At 69.3% G+C, this 17,001-nt stretch carries 18 protein-coding genes; 6 read left to right on the top strand and 12 right to left on the bottom strand.

Going from position 1 to position 17,001, the window contains the following annotated elements; genetic code table 11:
- Positions 1 to 9 precede the first annotated feature (9 nt).
- Positions 10 to 603, top strand: coding sequence for a TetR/AcrR family transcriptional regulator (locus H4281_RS19210; protein ID WP_182892307.1), 594 nt, complete (start codon positions 10 to 12; stop codon positions 601 to 603).
- 117 nt (positions 604 to 720) lie between these two features.
- On the opposite strand, the gene mce is transcribed toward H4281_RS19210, so the two are convergent.
- Entirely contained in the window at positions 721 to 1,176 is a 456-nt protein-coding gene (gene mce / locus H4281_RS19205) for a methylmalonyl-CoA epimerase (RefSeq protein ID WP_182892306.1), read from the bottom strand.
- A 140-nt stretch (positions 1,177 to 1,316) separates the two neighbouring features.
- On the opposite strand from mce, the gene H4281_RS19200 reads away from it, so the two are divergent.
- The 5 genes from H4281_RS19200 (at position 1,317) to H4281_RS19180 (ending at position 5,706) form a co-directional block, all read left to right on the top strand.
- The gene (locus H4281_RS19200; protein WP_182892305.1) at positions 1,317 to 2,504 is read left to right on the top strand and encodes an acetyl-CoA C-acetyltransferase; all 1,188 of its coding nucleotides are present in this window, start codon (positions 1,317 to 1,319) and stop codon (positions 2,502 to 2,504) included.
- A gap of 1 nt (position 2,505) precedes the next feature.
- Complete coding sequence (gene meaB / locus H4281_RS19195) at positions 2,506 to 3,480, top strand: methylmalonyl Co-A mutase-associated GTPase MeaB (RefSeq protein ID WP_182892304.1); 975 nt, start codon at positions 2,506 to 2,508, stop codon at positions 3,478 to 3,480.
- Positions 3,481 to 3,615: 135 nt separating this feature from the next.
- Positions 3,616 to 4,353: a peptidylprolyl isomerase gene (locus H4281_RS19190; RefSeq protein WP_182892303.1), complete on the top strand. Its 738-nt coding sequence runs from the start codon at positions 3,616 to 3,618 to the stop codon at positions 4,351 to 4,353.
- A gap of 157 nt (positions 4,354 to 4,510) precedes the next feature.
- Positions 4,511 to 4,969 carry a carboxymuconolactone decarboxylase family protein gene (locus H4281_RS19185; protein WP_182892302.1) on the top strand — a complete coding sequence of 153 codons (459 nt, stop codon included), beginning with the start codon at positions 4,511 to 4,513 and terminating at the stop codon, positions 4,967 to 4,969.
- On the top strand, positions 4,966 to 5,706 hold the full coding sequence (locus tag H4281_RS19180; RefSeq protein WP_182892301.1) for an isocitrate lyase/PEP mutase family protein: 741 nt from the start codon (positions 4,966 to 4,968) through the stop codon (positions 5,704 to 5,706). The genes H4281_RS19185 and H4281_RS19180 overlap by 4 nt, the downstream gene beginning before the upstream one ends.
- Before the next feature lie 56 nt (positions 5,707 to 5,762).
- On the opposite strand, the gene H4281_RS19175 is transcribed toward H4281_RS19180, so the two are convergent.
- From H4281_RS19175 to H4281_RS19125, 11 genes are all read right to left on the bottom strand, one after another.
- Positions 5,763 to 7,394: a monocarboxylic acid transporter gene (locus H4281_RS19175; protein ID WP_182892300.1), complete on the bottom strand. Its 1,632-nt coding sequence runs from the start codon at positions 7,392 to 7,394 to the stop codon at positions 5,763 to 5,765.
- The gene (locus H4281_RS19170) at positions 7,391 to 7,741 is read right to left on the bottom strand and encodes a DUF485 domain-containing protein (protein ID WP_182892299.1); all 351 of its coding nucleotides are present in this window, start codon (positions 7,739 to 7,741) and stop codon (positions 7,391 to 7,393) included. Before H4281_RS19170 ends, H4281_RS19175 begins: the two co-directional genes overlap by 4 nt.
- A 72-nt stretch (positions 7,742 to 7,813) precedes the next feature.
- A complete protein-coding gene (locus H4281_RS19165) occupies positions 7,814 to 9,526 on the bottom strand; it encodes a sodium/solute symporter (protein ID WP_182892298.1) in 1,713 nt (570 codons plus the stop codon).
- A 74-nt stretch (positions 9,527 to 9,600) separates the two neighbouring features.
- Positions 9,601 to 9,951 (bottom strand): DUF485 domain-containing protein, encoded by a 351-nt coding sequence (locus H4281_RS19160; RefSeq protein WP_067583425.1) that lies wholly within the window; start codon positions 9,949 to 9,951, stop codon positions 9,601 to 9,603.
- Between the two features lie 82 nt (positions 9,952 to 10,033).
- Positions 10,034 to 10,789, bottom strand: a complete 756-nt coding sequence (locus H4281_RS19155) for a LytR/AlgR family response regulator transcription factor (protein WP_037811898.1) — start codon at positions 10,787 to 10,789, stop codon at positions 10,034 to 10,036.
- Positions 10,786 to 11,835 carry a sensor histidine kinase gene (locus H4281_RS19150; RefSeq protein ID WP_182892297.1) on the bottom strand — a complete coding sequence of 350 codons (1,050 nt, stop codon included), beginning with the start codon at positions 11,833 to 11,835 and terminating at the stop codon, positions 10,786 to 10,788. The genes H4281_RS19155 and H4281_RS19150 overlap by 4 nt, the downstream gene beginning before the upstream one ends.
- 101 nt (positions 11,836 to 11,936) lie before the next feature.
- Positions 11,937 to 12,938 carry an ABC transporter substrate-binding protein gene (locus H4281_RS19145; protein ID WP_182892296.1) on the bottom strand — a complete coding sequence of 334 codons (1,002 nt, stop codon included), beginning with the start codon at positions 12,936 to 12,938 and terminating at the stop codon, positions 11,937 to 11,939.
- 31 nt (positions 12,939 to 12,969) lie between these two features.
- The gene (locus H4281_RS19140) at positions 12,970 to 14,013 is read right to left on the bottom strand and encodes an ABC transporter permease (RefSeq protein ID WP_182892295.1); all 1,044 of its coding nucleotides are present in this window, start codon (positions 14,011 to 14,013) and stop codon (positions 12,970 to 12,972) included.
- Positions 14,014 to 14,083: 70 nt separating this feature from the next.
- Positions 14,084 to 14,848 (bottom strand): ATP-binding cassette domain-containing protein, encoded by a 765-nt coding sequence (locus H4281_RS19135; protein ID WP_182892294.1) that lies wholly within the window; start codon positions 14,846 to 14,848, stop codon positions 14,084 to 14,086.
- Between the two features lie 5 nt (positions 14,849 to 14,853).
- Positions 14,854 to 15,891: a class I mannose-6-phosphate isomerase gene (locus H4281_RS19130; protein ID WP_182892293.1), complete on the bottom strand. Its 1,038-nt coding sequence runs from the start codon at positions 15,889 to 15,891 to the stop codon at positions 14,854 to 14,856.
- Complete coding sequence (locus H4281_RS19125; protein WP_182892292.1) at positions 15,888 to 16,871, bottom strand: LacI family DNA-binding transcriptional regulator; 984 nt, start codon at positions 16,869 to 16,871, stop codon at positions 15,888 to 15,890. The genes H4281_RS19130 and H4281_RS19125 overlap by 4 nt, the downstream gene beginning before the upstream one ends.
- Between the last annotated feature and the right edge of the window lie 130 nt (positions 16,872 to 17,001).

Here is a 17,001-nt window from a genome sequence, read left to right as displayed (position 1 = left end):
AAAGGTGAGATGACCGACGACTCGGCGAAGGAACGGATCCTGTGCGCGGCGGAGGAGCTGTTCGCCGAGTCCGGCTTCGAAGCGACCCCGACGTCCCGCATCGCGGAGCGCGCCGGGGTCCCGAAGGGCCTGGTCCACTATTACTTCCGCCGCAAGTCCGACCTGCTGGCCGCTCTGGTCGACCGGCTGCCGGACGAACGCATCGAACCCGCCGCGGTCGTCGTCCCCGGCGACCTGGCGGGTTCCCTGCGCAGGCTGGTCGGCGAACTCGACCGCCGGTTCACCGGCTCGCTGGGCCTGTCGCACCTGCTGTGGCGCGAGGCCGACACCCATCACGTGGTCCGCGACGCGCTGTCCGAACGGTTCCAGCAACTGGTCCGGCTGATGCGGTCGGTGATCGTGGCCGCCGCCGGCGGACGGCTCGCCGGAGCGGACATCGACAACGCGTCCGGGCTTTTGGCCCGCGCGGTCACCCACCGGCACGCGACAGCCCGGCACACCGGCGACGACCGGCCCGCGGAGTTCGACGGCGAGCTGACCTTCGTGGCGAACGCGCTGTCGGCGCGGGCGGCCAAGGGCAACCCGCCTGCTTCGGCGGTGTGAGAACCGCACCGCGCCCTTCGCGCCCGAAGCTTCCCCAATGTGGCATTGGGTGCATGCGATGCACCCAATGTGGCGTTCGGTGCGTCAGATGCACCCAATGCCACATTGGGGCGCGGTTCAGCGCGCGGGCTCCACCAGTTCGACCAGAACCCCGCCCGCGTCCTTCGGATGCACGAAGTTGACCCGGCTGTTCGAGGTCCCGCGCTTGGCCGCGTCGTACAGCAACCGCAGCCCCTGCGCGCGAAGCGCCGCCGCCGCGGCGTCCACATCGGACACTCGCAGCGCGAGCTGCTGCAGGCCGGGACCGTTGCGGCCGATGAACTTGGCGATCGTCGAATCGTCCCGGGACGGGGCCAGCAGCTGGATCATCGTCTCGGTGCCCGCGGTACCCGGCGCGCGCAGCATCGCCTCGCGCACGCCCTGCTCGTCGTTCACCTCCTCGTGCGCGACCTCCAGGCCGAAGTGGTCGCGGTGGAAGGCGATGGCCGCGTCGAGGTCGGGCACGGCGATGCCGACGTGGTCGATCGCGGTCACGAACGGCTTGAGCACGGATGCGCTGGGCTCGGTGTCCATACCGGGGAGGATAAGCCCCGCCGGGCCTCGCGGAACCCCGCGTGCGCCCCCTCACACTGGCTCCATCAAGACGCGCCGGGAACCCCGCGCAGGCCGTATCGTGGGAACACTGCCAGTGCACCGATGCTTTGGAGGACGTCGTGTCCGGTTCCGTGATCCTGGGCGCTGCCCGTACCCCGATCGGGCGACTGCTCGGCTCGTTGAAGGACTTCTCGGGAGCCCAGCTGGGCGGGATCGCGATCAAGGCCGCGCTCGAACGGGCCGGCGTCTCCCCGGACCAGGTCCAGTACACGATCATGGGCCAGGTGCTCACCGCCGGCGCGGGCCAGATCCCGGCGCGCCAAGCCGCGGTCGCCGCGGGCATTCCGATGGACGTCCCGGCGCTGACCATCAACAAGGTCTGCCTGTCCGGCCTCGACGCGATCGCGCTCGCCGACCAGCTGATCCGCGCGGGCGAGTTCGACCTCGTCGTCGCGGGCGGCCAGGAGTCGATGACGCAGGCCCCGCACCTGCTGCCGAAGTCGCGCTCCGGGTTCAAGTACGGCGACACCACGCTGGTCGACCACATGGCCTACGACGGCCTGTTCTGCGCGTTCGACCAGGTCGCGATGGGTGTTTCGACAGAGAAGCACAACGGCCGCTACAGCGTCACCCGCGAGCAGCAGGACGCGTTCTCCGCGCGTTCGCACCAGCGGGCCGCGGCGGCGATCGAGGCCGGGTTCTTCCGCGAGGAGATCGCGCCGGTGTCGATCCCGCAGCGCAAGGGCGACCCGGTCGTGTTCTCCACCGACGAGGGCGTGCGGGCCGACACCACCGGCGAGAGCCTCGCGAAGCTGCGTCCGGCGTTCGCCCCGGACGGCACCATCACCGCCGGTTCGGCGTCGCAGATCTCCGACGGTGCGGCCGCGGTGATCGTGGCCAGCCCGGAGAAGGCGGCCGAGCTGGGCATCACGCCGCTGGCCGAGATCGGCGCGCACGGCGTCGTCGCCGGTCCGGACGCGAGCCTGCACGAGCAGCCGTCGAACGCGATCCGCGCCGCGCTGAAGAAGGCGAAGCTGGACGTCGGCGACCTGGACCTGGTGGAGATCAACGAGGCGTTCGCCGCGGTCGGCCTGGTGTCGAGCGAGAAGCTCGGGCTGGACGAGTCGAAGGTGAACGTCAACGGCGGCGCGATCGCGCTGGGCCACCCGATCGGCGCTTCCGGCGCGCGGCTGGCCGTGCACCTGGTGCACGAGCTGCGCCGGCGCGGCGGCGGCCTCGGTGCGGCCGCACTGTGCGGTGGCGGCGGACAGGGCGACGCGCTGCTGATCCGCGTCCCGTCGGCGTAAGTTGGCCGGCCCGGACCTCGACGAGCTGGTCGGCCGCGCGCGGGAAGGACAACCGCGCGCGGTCGCCCGGCTCATTTCGCTTATCGAGTCGGACACTGCTTCGTCGCCGCAAGTCGCGGACATCGCCCGCGCTTTGACGCCCTGTACCGGGCGCGCCCGCGTCGTCGGGCTCACCGGCCCGCCCGGGGTCGGCAAGTCAACCTCGACGTCCGCGCTGCTCACCGCTTTGCGCGGCGAGGGTTTGCGCGTCGGGGTGCTGGCGATCGACCCGTCGTCGCCGTTCTCCGGCGGTGCGTTGCTCGGCGACCGGATCCGGATGACCGAGCACGCCACCGATCCCGGCGTGTTCATCCGCTCGATGGCGACCCGGGGACACCTCGGCGGGCTTTCGTGGGCGACCCCGCAGGCGGTGCGGGTGCTGGACGCGGCCGGTTTCGATGTCGTGCTGATCGAGACTGTCGGGGTTGGACAGTCCGAAGTGGACGTTGTGAAACTGGCCGACACCACCGTGGTTTTGCTGGCTCCGGGAATGGGCGACGGCATCCAGGCGGCGAAAGCCGGGGTGCTGGAGATCGCGGACGTGTTCGTGGTCAACAAAGCCGACCGCGACGGCGCCGACGCGACGGTGCACGACCTCAAGCAGATGATCACCCTGGCCCGCCGCGAACTGCGCGGGCCGAGCTGGCGGCAGCCGATCGTCCGCACGGTGGCGGCGAAGGGCGAGGGCGTCGACGAAGTGGTGTCGGCGTTGCGGACGCATCATGAATGGCTTGTGGCACACGGGGAATTGGACCGCCGCCGCGCCGCTCGCGCCCGGGAGGAGGTCGCCGCGATCGCGTTGCGGAGGCTGCACGCGGAACTGGCGGACCTCCGGGACGGCGATCGGCTGAGCGACTTGGCGGCGCGAGTGGTGGCCCGGGAACTGGACCCGTTCGCGGCGGCGGACCGGCTGATCGCGGAGCTGAAAACCTCGTGAGCGGCAATGCCGGTGCTAACCGGCGTAGACACTCACGACCCCGCTGACAGCCGGTCAGGTTGCGACTTTCGCCGGAAGCGCAGGCAGTTTCCCGTCCCTATACTGCGATCCTCCGTGCACTGGGAGGGAACCGGAATGAAAAGACTGCTCGTGTCCGTGCTGACCGCGTTGTCGCTGGTCGCCGTGGCTGTACCGGCTTCGGCGGCTGAGGCGCCGCCGAAGGTCGCCTCGGGGCCGTGCCAGTACACCCCGACTCCGGACGACCCCGCGGTGCGCCCGGTTTCCCTGCCGCGCGACCCGAAGCACACGCCGGACCACGGCAGCGTCGACGTCGCCGTCTTCTCCAACCAGGGCCTGCTCCCGCTGCGGCTCGACCGCGCGCAGGCTCCGTGCACCGTGCAGAGCTTCTTGCACCTGGCCGCGCACGGCTTCTACAACCAGACGACTTGCCACCGGCTCACCGCGTACCCGACGCTGAAGGTCCTGCAGTGCGGCGACCCGTCCGGCACCGGCGAGGGCGGCCCGGGCTACAAGTTCCGCGACGAACTCCCGACGACGCTCCCGCCCGCCCCGTCCGACCCGACCGGCAAGCGCCGCACGTACGCGCGCGGCCTGCTGGCCATGGCGAACGCCGGCCCGGACACGAACGGATCGCAGTTCTTCGTGGTGTACGGGGATTCCAGCCTGCTGCCGAACTACACGGTCTTCGGCACGGTCGGCTCGGCTGGTTTGCGCACCCTGGACCGCGTCGCGGCGGGCGGCATCCAGCCGTCCGCGGACACCCCGCCGGGGAAGACGCCGGTGGACGGGAAGCCGGTGCGGAAGACGGATCTGGAGCTGGTTCTGCCGCTGTGCCTGTTCTGCGGCCGCTGACCGGGACGGGGTCGCGCGCGGCCGGTCGATCAGGCGCGCGACCCGAACTGGTCTTGTCCCGCAGCGTTCTCCCTTGACCGAAGCGCGCTGACTGGCCCACGGGACCCACCTCGAACTGGACCACCCGCCTAGGCCAATCCCGATTAGCGTAATCGGCATGACGAAGCGAATCGCGCTCGCCACCGGCGGGTTGTATCAAGCGATGTCCCACCTGCAAGGCGAGGTGAAGAAGGCCAGCGCGAACGCGGGGCTCGACGTGAAGCTCATCGAGCTGGTCAAAATGCGCGCGTCGCAGATCAACGGATGCGCTTACTGCCTCGACATGCACGCGGCGATGGCCGTCGAAGCCGGGGAATCGCCGCGACGGCTTTTCGTGCTTGAGGGATGGCGCGAGACCGAACTGTTCACCGAGCAGGAACGCGCCGCGCTCGCGTACACCGAGGCGATGACCCTCATCTCGGACCACAAGGACGTTCCCGAAGACGTCTACGCCGAGGCGGTCCGCGTGTTCACCGAGGACCAGTACCGCGCGCTCGCGTGGTGCGTCGTCGCCATCAACACCTGGAACCGGCTCATGGTCGCGAGCCACGCCGAGTTGCCGGAGCGTGCGGAGTGAGCGCTGAGCTGCTGCGGGCGCTGCATGTGCCCGGGAAACCGTTGATCCTGCCGAACGCTTGGGACGCGGATACCGCGAAGGCAGTGGAAACCGCCGGATTCCCGGTGGTGGCAACGAGTTCCGCGGCGGTCGCGGCGGCGCTCGGGAAAGCGGACCACGAAGGCGCGTCGGCGGACGAGATGCTCGCCGCGGCCAAGCGGATCGCGGACGCGGTGGCGGTGCCGGTGACCGTGGACGCCGAGGCCGGTTACGGCTTGGCTCCGGCGGACCTCGCTGCCCGGCTGAAGGAAATCGGTGCGGTCGGCTGCAACGTCGAGGACACCGACCATGGCAAGGGCGCGCTGCGACCGGCGGCGGAGCAAGCGGAGTGGCTCGCCGAGCTGCGCCGGGCGGCTGGTGACGGGCTGGTGGTCAACGCGCGCGTGGATTCGTTCCTCGGGGCAACGGACGAACAAGCCGTGCTCGCCGACGCCGTGGCTCGCGGGCGCGCGTATCTCGAAGCCGGGGCCGACTGCGTCTACCCGATTCTCGTGCGTTCGCCTGAAGTGCTGGCCGAATTCGTCCGTCAGGTGGGCGGTCCGGTCAATGCTTCGGCGCTTCCCGGCGGTCCGGGGCTGGCCGGGCTTGCCGAACTGGGGGTAGCCCGGATTTCGCTGGGGGCCGGGTTGTGGCGGTATCTCCGCCGGGTGCTGGAAGGCGCGCTCGAAGGGATCGCGCAGGGGAAGCTGCCGTCGTGAAAACCGCTGGGCGCCGCGGCGAAAGCGGCGCCCAGCGGTTTTCGGCGGGGCAAAACTCAGTGCTGCACGGCCTTTTCCGCGCCAGCGCCGGTCAGCGCCCGTACTTCCATTTCGGCGAACTTCGCCTTGTCGTGTTCCTTCGACAGGATCGTGCCCAGCCAGCCGAGGATGAACGCGATCGGGATCGAGACCAGACCCGGGTTGTCGAGCGGGAACCAGTGGAAGTCCACGCCCTGCAGCATCGACGCGCTCTTGCCCGTCTTCGGGTCGACCGGCTTCCCGGAAACGGCGGGCGAGAACACGATGAGCACGATCGTCACGATCAGCCCGCCGTAAATGCTCCACAGCGCGCCCTGGGTGTTGAACCGCTTCCAGAACAGCGAGTACAGAATCGTCGGCAGGTTCGCCGAAGCCGCCACCGCGAAGGCCAGCGCCACCAGGAACGCGACGTTCTGCCCGTTCGCCAGAATGCCGCCGAGAATCGCGACGATGCCGATCACCACGGCGGTGATCCGCGCGACGCGGACCTCCGAACCGGTGTTGGCCTTGCCCTTCTTCAGCACGTTCGCGTAGACGTCGTGCGCGAACGAGGCGGACGCGGTGATCGTCAATCCCGCGACCACGGCGAGGATCGTGGCGAACGCGATCGCCGAGATCAGCCCGAGCAGGACCGGGCCGCCGAGGTTCAGCGCCAGCAACGGAGCCGCGGAGTTCACGCCGCCGGGCGCCTTCTTGATCGCGTCCGGCCCGACCAGCGCGCCCGCGCCGTAGCCGAGCACCAGAGTGAACAGGTAGAACACGCCGATCAGGACGATCGCCCACACCACCGAACGACGCGCCTCGCGCGCGGTCGGCACCGTGTAGAAGCGCATCAGCACGTGCGGCAGGCCCGCGGTGCCCAGCACCAACGCGATGCCGAGGGAGAAGAAGTCCAGCTTCGTCGTGCCGTCCTTGCCGTACTGCTTGCCCGGTCCGAGCAGCGCTTCGCCGGCCTGGCCTGCTTTGTCGACCGCGCCTTGCAGCAGCGAGGAGAAGTTGAAGCCGTACTTGCCGAGCACCCACAGCGTCATGGCGAGCGCGCCGACGATCAGCAGCGCCGCTTTGATGATCTGGACCCAGGTGGTGCCCTTCATGCCGCCGATCAGGACGTAGGCGATCATGATCACGCCGACCACCGCGATCACCAGCGACTGTGCGGCCTTGCCGTCGATGCCCAGCAGCAGCGCGACCAGCCCGCCCGCGCCCGCCATCTGCGCCAGCAGGTAGAAGAACGACACCACGAGCGTCGAAATCGCTGCCGCCGCGCGCACCGGACGCTGTTTCATCCGGAACGCCAGCACGTCGCCCATGGTGAACTTGCCGGTGTTGCGCAGCAGTTCCGCCACCAGCAGCAGCGCGACCAGCCACGCCACCAGGAAGCCGATCGAGTACAGGAACCCGTCGTAGCCGTACACCGCGATGGCGCCGGCGATGCCGAGGAACGACGCCGCCGACAGGTAGTCGCCGGAGATCGCGATGCCGTTCTGCGGCCCGGTGAACGCGCGGCCCGCCGCGTAGTAGTCCGACGCGGTCTTCGTGTTGCGGCTCGCGCGGAACACGATCACCAGGGTGATGACCACGAACAGCGCGAAGATCGTGATGTTGAGAGTCGGGTTGCTGCCCTCGACGCTCGCGGCGAGCGTGCTCATGCGCCCTCCTTCGCCGGGTTCTCGATGTCGTCCTTGATCCGCTCGGCGAGCGGGTCGAGGTTCTTGTTGGCGTAGCGCACGTACAGCCACGTGATGAGGAACGTGGACACGAACTGCAGCAGCCCGAAGAGGAGGCCGACGGTGAAGTTGCCCGCGATCTTCGTGCTCATGAAGCCGTGCGCGTAGTCGGCGAGCAGGACGTAGAGCAGGTACCAGGCGAGGAACAGTCCGGCCATCGGGAACACGAACCGGCGGAGCCTGCCGCGGAGTTGGCGGAACTCGGCGCTGTCGTGCACCTGCTCCCAGGTCGAGTCCGGCGGGGCGCCGGACGGGTCGCCTGCGCTCATGGGATCTCCCTTGTGCGACGCTGCGGATGTGGTCCGCGACACAGTAGGGAGGACTCCGAGCCAGGGAAACCGTCAGCGGCTCAAACGCCTCGCCGCGCGACGAACGGTTGACGAACGGTCACCGGAAGCGGACGAAGGGCGTTCGTCGAGGTGCAGCCGCAGCATCGCGGCCCCGGCCCAGGACGGTGGGCGCCCGCGCAGTGACACCGTGATCATCACGCCGAAGGCGAGCGGTACCGACCAGGGTGCCGGTTGCGAGACCAAGATCGCCACCCAACCTTGCATCGAGGGGCCGGCCAGCGCGAACAGGATTGACCCGGACGAGGCGGCCAGCCCCGTCAGCACTCCGGCGATCGCGCCCGCCGCGGTGAGCCGCTGCCACCAGATGCCGAGCACGAGCAGCGGGCAGAACGTAGACGCGGCGACGGTGAACCCCCAGGTCACCAGCACTCCGGCGTCGAGCCGCGCGGACGGCAGCGCGAGCAGCACCATCGCGATCGCGGCGAACACGACCGTCACCCGCAGCCGGCGCAGGCCACCGGGCATCAGGTCGTAGGCGAGCGCGCCGGACATCACCAGCAGCAACCCGAGCGACGTCGCCAGAAACGCCGCGAACGCGCCCGCGGTGAGCAAAGCGGTGAACAACTGCCCTGCCCAGCTGTGGTCGACTTGCGAGGGGAGCGCGACGACCACGGTGTCGGTGTTGCCGGACAAATACAACTGCGGCACGAGCACCCGGCCGAGGACACCGTAGATGCCGGGGAAAAGGTAGAAGACCCCGAGCAGCGCCACGGTGATCGCGGCGGTGCGGCGCGCGGCGCGACCGTCCGGACTGGTGTGGAAGCGCATCAGGACGTGGGGGAGACCCATCGTGCCGAGGACGGTCGCGATGAGGACCGCCCAGGTGCCGAGCAGCGGGTATCCCTTGTCGATTTCCAGCAGCGGACGCTGCCAGTCCGGCCCGCCGAGCGCGACCTCTCCGCTGACGCCGGGGACTTGTGCACCGGCGGCGAAGGTGAGCTGTTCTCCCTTGTGCACCACCAGTTGTCCGGGCGGAACTGTGCCGCGGTCCTCGATCGCGGTGGGTTCGCGGAAGGTCAGGGTGACGTCGTGGTCGAACTGCACCGGGGTGGCGTGCGAGAAGCGGGTGAACTCGACCGGGTGGAGGCTCGCGTCGCGGGTTTCGGCGCCGATCTGGAGCACCAGCCACAGCGCGGGAACGAGGAAAAGCACGAGTTTCAGGAAGAACTGGAACGCCTGGACGTAGGTCGCCGCGCGCATCCCGCCGAGCGCGAGCGTGACGCTGACCGCGGTGCCCGCGATGACCACGCCGACCCAGTACGGCGTCCCGCCGACCGCGGTGAGCACCAGCCCGGCGGTACGGAATTGCGGGACTACGTAGATGGTTCCGATCACCAGCACGACAACCGCGGCGAGACGGCGTAGCGCGGGGGAGGCGAGGCGCGCTTCGGCGAAGTCGGGGACGGTCAGCGCGCCGGATCTGCGCATGGGCGCGGCGACGAGGACCAGCATCGCGACGTATCCCGCGGTGAAGCCGACGGGGTACCAGAGCGCGCCGACGCCGTCCTTCACCATGAGCCCGGCGACGCCGAGGAATGATGCGGCGGAGAGGTATTCCCCGGAGACGGCGGCGGAGTTGACGAAGGGCGAGATTCGCCGGGACGCCACCAGGAAGTCGGACGTGGTGCGCATGGCGGCGACCCCGCGCACGCCGATGAGCAGCGTGACGAGGACGACCGGCGCTACCGCGAGCGCGATGTCCATCTATCCGGCCCCGCCCCTCCGGCCCGCTCCGGTTGCGCACCCAATGTGGCATTGGGGCGCAAGCGCTGGGCCGCTCACCGATCGTCCTCGATCTTCTCCGCTCGCCGCAGCTGCCACCACGAGAGCCCGGCCAGCACCGGGTACGGCAAGACCGCGATCAGCAGCCAGGACAGCGGAATTCCCCACAACCGCACGCTGTCCAGCGACGGGGCGAGCGAGAACAGCACCGGCAAACCCAGCACCAGCACGAACATCGCGACCAGCGCGGGGATTCCGCGACGGCGCTGGATCCGGTACAGCACCGCCGCGCGTTCGGCTTCCGGCGCGCGCAGGCGGGGCATCCGCCACCGGCCGCGTTCGAGGCGCCGCGACCGGGCGAGCCTCGTCTGCGGACTGGTAACGGCGACGCGTTTGGTGCGGCTCACCGGACCTCCCGCGCAACGCTCGTGAGTGCTGGCGCCGGTTCTAACCGGCATTGCCACTCACGAGCCGCGCAGCACAGGCGGCTCACCGGGTGCTCCCGAGTTGCCCGCGCTGCGCCGCTTCCAGCAAACGGTCCCGGAGATCGCGTGCGTGCCGTCGGCTCACCGGCACGTCACCAGCCTCGGTGTGCGCCAGCAATCCGCCCGTCGTATCGCTTCGCAGTTCCAGCACCGCACTCACCGCAAGCAGGAATCCGCGGTGCACGCGGGTAAATCCAGTGCCTTCCCAATATTCTTCGAGCCGCGAGATCGGCATTCGTACCGGATGCACGCCACCGCGAGTGTGCAGCCGGACGTAGTCGCCGTTGGCTTCGGCGAACAGCACGTCGTCGCGGCGGACATACCGGGTGCGGCCGCCGGAATCGACCGGCAGCGCGGCCATCGCGTCCGGAGAGGACTGTCGACGGCCGCTCGGCACCAAGCGAGTCACCTTCGCCAGCGCGGCGGAAAGCCGTTCCGTGCGCACCGGCTTGAGCAGATAGTCGACCGCTCCGATGCCGTACGCGGTCACCGCGTGCCCGTCGTGTGCGGTGACGAACACGATCACCGGCGGTTCGGACAGTTTCGCCAGCAGCGACGCGAGTTCCAGCCCGTCCAAGCCGGGCATGGAAATGTCGAGGAAGACCGCGTCGAAATGGTCTGCCTGCAACAGTTTCAATGCCTTCAGTGCGTCGCTCGCGCCGACGACCTCGCCGACCTCCGGCGCCTCACGCAGCATCCGGCACAGTTCGTCCAATGCCGGCGCGAGATCGTCGACCGCCAGCACCCGCAGCCCGCTCACGGCAGCACCCCCGGCTGGAACCGCGGCACGCGCAATACGACGCGGGTGCCTTCGCCGACCGCCGTCTCCACGGTCAGCCCGTACCAGGCCCCGTAGACCGTGCGCAATCGTCTGTCCACATTGGCCAGTCCGAGCCCGGTGCCGTCGCCGCTGCCCGCGAGGATGGCCGCGGCGCGCTCGGGCTCCATGCCGACCCCGTCGTCCTCGACGCTGATCACGCAGTCGTTCCCTTCCGCCTGTCCGTGCACCTGGACGAGCCCGGTGCCCGACCGCGGCTCGATGCCGTGCCGGATCGCGTTTTCCACGAGGGGTTCGAGTACCAGGTACGGCACCGCCACCGCAAGCACCTCCGGTGCGACCCGCACCTGCACCTTGAGCCGTTCGCCCAGCACCGCGCGCTGCAGCGCGAGATACGTTTCCACCGCGCGGAACTCCTCGGCGACGACGGTGTACTCGCCGTGCCTCGACAGGCTGTAGCGGGTGTAGTCGGCGAAATCGAGCATCAGATCGCGGGCCCGGTCCGGTTCCGAGCGGACGAACGACGCGATGACGGTGAGTGCGTTGTAGACGAAGTGCGGGGACATCTCCGCACGGAGCGCCCGGAGTTCGGCTTGCGCGGCTTGGTCCGCCGAAGCTTCGAGCCGGCCCCGTTCCAAAGACTGGACGACCAGGTCCGCCGCCTGCCGTGTCACCGCGCCGGGGACCTCGCCGACCAGCAGCAACGCGCCCGCCAGTTCGTCGTGGACGTGCAACGGAACCGCTGTCACGCCACGCACGGTGATCGGCTCTTCCTGGTGCAGCACGTCGTCCAGGATTTGGGACACGGCGTCGTCGGCGCCGGGGCGGCCAGACCACATCAGGGTGCCGGACAGATCGGACAGCCCCAGCCCGGCGACGTCGAACAGCCGTCGCAGACCGTGTGCGGCGCGTCGGGCGCGGACGCCGGAAAGGCCGTCTTTCAGGTCGTCGGCGACTTTCCGCGCCGCGCCGAGCACGCCGACGGCGTCCGGGCGGGAGCGCCACGGCAGCCGGGCACTCTCGGTCATCGACGAGCCTCCCCTCGGGTACCTGGGGGAGTAGATACTAGCGCCGAACACGGCGAAGGGGACTTTCCGTGCGGAAAGTCCCCTTCGCGTCGAGCCTGAGATTAGCAGCTCTGCTTGTAGAAGTACTTCGAATTGGCGTCCAGGTCGTCCTTGGTGATCGAGTGCAGTTGCGCGGTCAGGTCCCGTTCGGTCGGCTTGCCCTCGAGCGCGGCCACCGCCTGATCGACGCCCTTGGTGCCGATCTGCGCCGGGTCCTGCGCGATCAGCGCCTGGTACTCGCCCTTCTTCAGACCGTCCACTTCGGACGGGCTGGCGTCGAAGCCGACGAGGTTGACCTTGCCGATCTTGCCCGCGTTGCGCAGGCCGGTCGCCGCGCCCTCGCCGGTGTTGAGGTTGGTGGCGAAGATGCCGACGAGGTCCGGTGTCGAGGCCAGCGCCGCGGTCACCTTCGACGCGGCCTGATCCGGTTCGTTCTGGGTGAACTGGATGCCCACCGACTTGAGGTTCGGATGGTTCTTCAGCTCGTCCTCGAACCCCTTCGCACGGGCCGCGGTGGTGGAGGTGCCCGCGATGGTGTCGAGGACCAGCACCGAACCCGGCTTGTCGCCGACGAGCTTCGCCATCGTCTGCGCGGCGAGCTTGCCGCCCTCGGCGTTGTCCGAGGAAACCGACGACACCGCGACGCTCTTGTCCTTGAGCGAAGTGTCGACCTCGACGATCTTCGTGCCGCGATTGTGCACCTGCTGGATCGGCGCGAGCATCGCCTGGTCGTCAGTCGGCGCGATGAGCAGCGCGGCGGGCGGGTTGGAGCCCATCGCGTTGACGATCGACGTCTGCATGGCCGCGTCGAACTTCTGCGGCGCCTGCGTGGTCAGCTCGTAGCCGAGCTTCTTCGCTTCTTCCTGCGCACCGCACTGCATCGAGATGTAGAACGGCTCCGCCTGCACGCCCGGCACCAGCGCGAGTTTCTTGCTGTTCGCGGAGTCGCCGCCGGGCTTGTCCCCGGACCCGCTCTGTCCCACCTGCCCGGACCCGCACGCGGCCACCAGCATCGCCGCGGACGCGAGCGTCCCCGCGGCGAGGACGGTCTTGCTGAATTTCATCGTAAGCACCTCTTTGTACTCGGGGACCGATTCAGCGGGAGTTGCGCTTGCGGCGGCGGCGCTGGTCGAACCAGACCGCCGCGATCAGGACCGCGCCGACCGCGATCATCTGCCAGAAGTCCTGCACGTGCGTGATGTTGAAGCCCTTCTTCAGCACGGCCGGGATGAACACCCCGATCACCGTGCCCAGCATCGAGCCGACGCCGCCGAACAGGCTCGTGCCGCCCATCACCGTCGCGGAGATGGCGTTGAGATTGTCGTTGGTGTGCGCCGAGATCGTGGTCGACGCGTAGTACGCCAGCGACATGAAACCCGCGATCCCGGCCAGGAAACCGGTGAGCAGGTACACCTTCAGCAGGTGCGCGGTCACGCCGATGCCCGACCGCCGCGCCGCCTCGGCGTTCGAGCCGACGGCGAACGTGTACCGGCCGAACCGTGTGGTGTGCAGCAGCCACGCGCCGATCAGCGTGATCACCACGGCCACCAGCACGAGGTTCGGGACCCCGCCGAACGACGTGCCGTAACCGAGGGTCTTGTTCAATTCAGTGGGCACGCTGCGCACGTCCGACCCGCCGTTGAGCAGGTACGACACGCCGAGCGCGGCGCCCATGGTGCCGAGCGTGACGATCAGCGGCGGGATGCCCGCCACCGCGATGAGGAACCCGTTGATCAGGCCCCAGATCGTCCCCGCGAGCACCGCCGCGACGAGCCCGACCGTGATGACGCCCCAGCCGGCGTGCGAGGCGTCGCCGCCGCTGAGGGATTCCATGGTCTTGCCCGCGACCATCCCGGCGAAGATCAGCACCGACCCGACCGAGAGGTCGATGCCGGAGGTGATGATCACGAACGTCATGCCGACCGAAAGCACCAGCAGCACGGACGTTTCGATCAGCAGCGTCTGGAAGGTGAACAGCGTCGCGAACTCGGCGGGCGCGATGGCGGTGAAGACCGCGATCAGCGCGATCAGCACCAGTGCGATCCAGAAGGTGTTGGCCCCGACGAGCCGTTTTCCCAGCGGAGGCTTGACGAACTCGCCGTCCACCGCGGTCTGGATGTCCTTGACCGGTGCGCTCATGCCGCCTCCTGTGTCTTGCGGGATACCCGCACCCAGTCGGCGGCAAGAGCAGGCTGGCGCGATTGTGTGCTCATACCGCCTCCTCCTGGACCAGCGCGCCGGTCATCGCCGCGACCAGATCCTCGAGTTTCGTGTCCGCACCGGCGAACCGGGCGACGCGCTTGCCCCGCATCAGCACCTCGACCCGGTCCGCCACCGAAAGCACCTCGGGCATGTTGTGGCTGATCAGCACCACCGCGATGCCCTTGTCGCGGACCTTCTTGATCACGTCCAGCACGCGTTCGCGCTGCCGCACGCCGAGCGCCGCGGTCGGTTCGTCCATGAACACGACCTTCGACGCCCACGCCACCGACCGCGCCACCGCGACGCTTTGCCGCTGCCCGCCGGACAACGAGCCGATCGACACCTCGGTGCTCTGCAGTTCGACGCCGAGCTTTTCGAACTCGGCGACCGCTTGGCGGCGCATCTCCGCCTTGTCGAGCATGCCGAGCTTGCCGAGGATGCCCTTGCGCGGGATTTCCCGGCCGAGGAAGAGATTCGCCGCCGGGTCGAGGTCCGGGGCAACGGCGAGATCCTGATACACCGTCTCGATGCCTGCCCGGCGCGCGGCCACCGGCGAATCGAAATGGACTTCCTCGCCCTCGAGCAAGATCCGGCCCGACGTCGGTTGTTCAGCCCCGGACAGGCACTTCACGAGCGTGGACTTGCCCGCGCCGTTGTCGCCGATCAGTGCGGTCACCTCGCCCGCGCGCGCCTGGAAAGACGCGCCGCCCAAGGCTTCCACCGATCCGTAGTGCTTGGTCAGGTCCACCGCTTCGAGCAGGATCTCGCTCATCGGCGCTAACTCCTTTCCGGGGCGGGCGGACGGCAGCGGACGACGGTGAGCGAGCCGGACAACTCGGTCTGGCCCGCGGAGAACGGCACCGCGTAGGTGTCGCCCTTCGCCACCGGGAACTCGCCGCCGCGCTCGGTGCGCAAGGCGCCCTCGCCGTCGAGCGCGACGAGCACGCTGAACGACGGGTCGAGCGAGAAAGCGTTGCCGGACAACTGAATGCGGTCGGCGCGGAAGAACTCCGCCGAGGCCGGCGCGAGCAAGTCCACTGTGGTCGCTTCGTCGCCGGAGGTGTGCTTCACGATCGTCTTGAGCCGGTCTTCGTCCCAGCCCGAGGTGTCGAGCGTTTCGATCGCGGTGTCGAAGCCGATGCCGAGGTGGCCCTTTTCCGGCGAGGCGAGGAAATCACGCCACTCCAGGGTCAGCGAGAAGTCTGTCGGCTGCTGGAGTTCGACCACGAACACGCCCTCGCCGATCGCGTGCGGCAGCCCGGCCGGGATGTAGACCGTGTCGCCCGCCTGCACCGGGATGCTGTTGAGCGCGCCCAGCATGCTCGGCGCGTCCTGTTCGCGGGTCCATTCGGCGACGGTTTCCTTGCTCAGCGTCTCCCGGAAACCGGGGTACACGCGCGGGTCGTCGCCGTAGGTGCCGACCACGATCCACGCCTCGGTCTTGCCGAAGTGCGAGTCGAAGTGCTTGCGGGCGAACGAATCCGTCGGGTGGAAGTGCACCGGAAGCCGCTGTCCGGCGTCGAGCAGCTTGACCAGCAGGCCGGTCGAGTCGCCGAGTTTGGCGACGTGCGCCGCGCCCAGCCACGCGTCCGGGTCGCCGCCGACCGCGTCGCGCAGCCAGATCCCGCTGGGCAGCTTGGTGAGACCGTTGGTCTCCTGGCCGAACATGGTGGTGACGGAACCGACCCAGTCCTCCGGCCCGAACTTCGAGTCGGTGCCGCTGGCGCCGCGCAGGGCGGCGATCGCGTCGCCGCCCCGGTAGAACTGCGGCGGCTGGTTGGCCGGGAGCGCGACCGGCTCGAGGTGCTTGGTCACAGGGCGGCCTCACCGGAACCGCGGGCGACTAGGTGCACGGGCAGAACTACCTTTCTCGGGGCGGACTGATCTCCCTGGATCCGGGCGAACAGCAGCTCGGCCGCTGCGTGCCCGAGGGCGCTGACGTCGTGGGCGATCACGGTGACCGGCGGGTCGAGCAGATCCGCCAGTTCGAAATCGTCGAAGCTCACCAGCGCGGGCCGGTGCTCGGCGTGCGCGAGCGTGCGCAGCAGGTGCACCGCGACCCGGTTGTTGCCCGCGATCACGGCGGTGGCCGGATTCGGCCCGCCGACCAGCTTGCGCACCGCGTGGCCGACGGTTTCCGGCGTCGGCGTCTGCATCGCCACGAGGCTCTCGTCGTAGGAGATCCCGTTGCGCACACAGCCTTCCCGGAACCCGCGCAGGCGTTCGGCGGCGGTGAAGATGTCCGGGCTGTCGCCGAGGAACGCGATCCGCCGGTGGCCGTGCCGCACGAGGTGGCCGACCGCTTCGATGGTGCCGCCGAGGTTGTCGACGAGCACGGTGTCCGCCACGATGTCGCCGGCCGGGCGGTCGAGGAACACCACCGGCGTGCCCGCGCGCATCTCCGGCACGAGATACCCGTGCTGCAGCCCGGCGGGCACGATCAGCAGCCCGTCCACGCGCCGCGCGCAGAACTCCAGCGACAGTTCGCGCTCGCGGTCGGAGTTCTCGCCGGACGATCCGGTCAGCACATGTCTGCCGAACGACGTCGCGATCCGTTCCACCGCGCGGTTCAGCTCGGAGTAGAAGGGGTTGCCGACGTCCTCGACGACCAGGCCGATGGTGCCGGTGGTCGAACCGCGGCGCAGGTTGCGGGCGCCGAGGTTCCGGCGGAACCCCAGCTGTTCGATCGCGGCCACCACGCGCTCGGCGGTGTCCGGATGCACCGCGGGCTCGTCGTTGACGACCCGCGACACCGTTTTGATGCTGACGCCGGCCAGCCGGGCCACATCGCTCATCGTGGCCCGCCTGCTGGCGGGGCGGGGAAGCCCGTCCGCGTCCCGGCCCGAGTGAGACAACGTTGTCATAATGCGGGGGATTGGACACCATCCGCGCCCGCGCTGTCAATGGCCGCGGGCGCACGCTGCC

Source organism: Amycolatopsis dendrobii (genome assembly GCF_014145675.1).
Taxonomy (GTDB): Bacteria; Actinomycetota; Actinomycetes; order Mycobacteriales; family Pseudonocardiaceae; genus Amycolatopsis; species Amycolatopsis dendrobii.
The sequence above is the reverse complement of the archived record's forward strand: the minus strand, read 5'-3'. Positions and strand labels throughout refer to the sequence as shown.

Bases quoted from the DNA above. Each gene is read 5' to 3' on its own strand.
- H4281_RS19175 (WP_182892300.1), bottom strand. From the start codon at position 7,394: ATGAGCACGCTCGCCGCGAGCGTCGAGGGCAGCAACCCGACTCTCAAC.
- H4281_RS19140 (WP_182892295.1), bottom strand. From the start codon at position 14,013: ATGAGCGCACCGGTCAAGGACATCCAGACCGCGGTGGACGGCGAGTTC.
- mce (WP_182892306.1), bottom strand. From the start codon at position 1,176: ATGGACACCGAGCCCAGCGCATCCGTGCTCAAGCCGTTCGTGACCGCG.
- H4281_RS19135 (WP_182892294.1), bottom strand. From the start codon at position 14,848: ATGAGCGAGATCCTGCTCGAAGCGGTGGACCTGACCAAGCACTACGGA.
- H4281_RS19145 (WP_182892296.1), bottom strand. From the start codon at position 12,938: ATGAAATTCAGCAAGACCGTCCTCGCCGCGGGGACGCTCGCGTCCGCG.
- H4281_RS19150 (WP_182892297.1), bottom strand. From the start codon at position 11,835: ATGACCGAGAGTGCCCGGCTGCCGTGGCGCTCCCGCCCGGACGCCGTC.
- H4281_RS19125 (WP_182892292.1), bottom strand. From the start codon at position 16,871: ATGAGCGATGTGGCCCGGCTGGCCGGCGTCAGCATCAAAACGGTGTCG.
- H4281_RS19165 (WP_182892298.1), bottom strand. From the start codon at position 9,526: ATGGACATCGCGCTCGCGGTAGCGCCGGTCGTCCTCGTCACGCTGCTC.
- H4281_RS19170 (WP_182892299.1), bottom strand. From the start codon at position 7,741: ATGAGCGCAGGCGACCCGTCCGGCGCCCCGCCGGACTCGACCTGGGAG.
- H4281_RS19210 (WP_182892307.1), top strand. From the start codon at position 10: ATGACCGACGACTCGGCGAAGGAACGGATCCTGTGCGCGGCGGAGGAG.
- H4281_RS19185 (WP_182892302.1), top strand. From the start codon at position 4,511: ATGACGAAGCGAATCGCGCTCGCCACCGGCGGGTTGTATCAAGCGATG.
- H4281_RS19190 (WP_182892303.1), top strand. From the start codon at position 3,616: ATGAAAAGACTGCTCGTGTCCGTGCTGACCGCGTTGTCGCTGGTCGCC.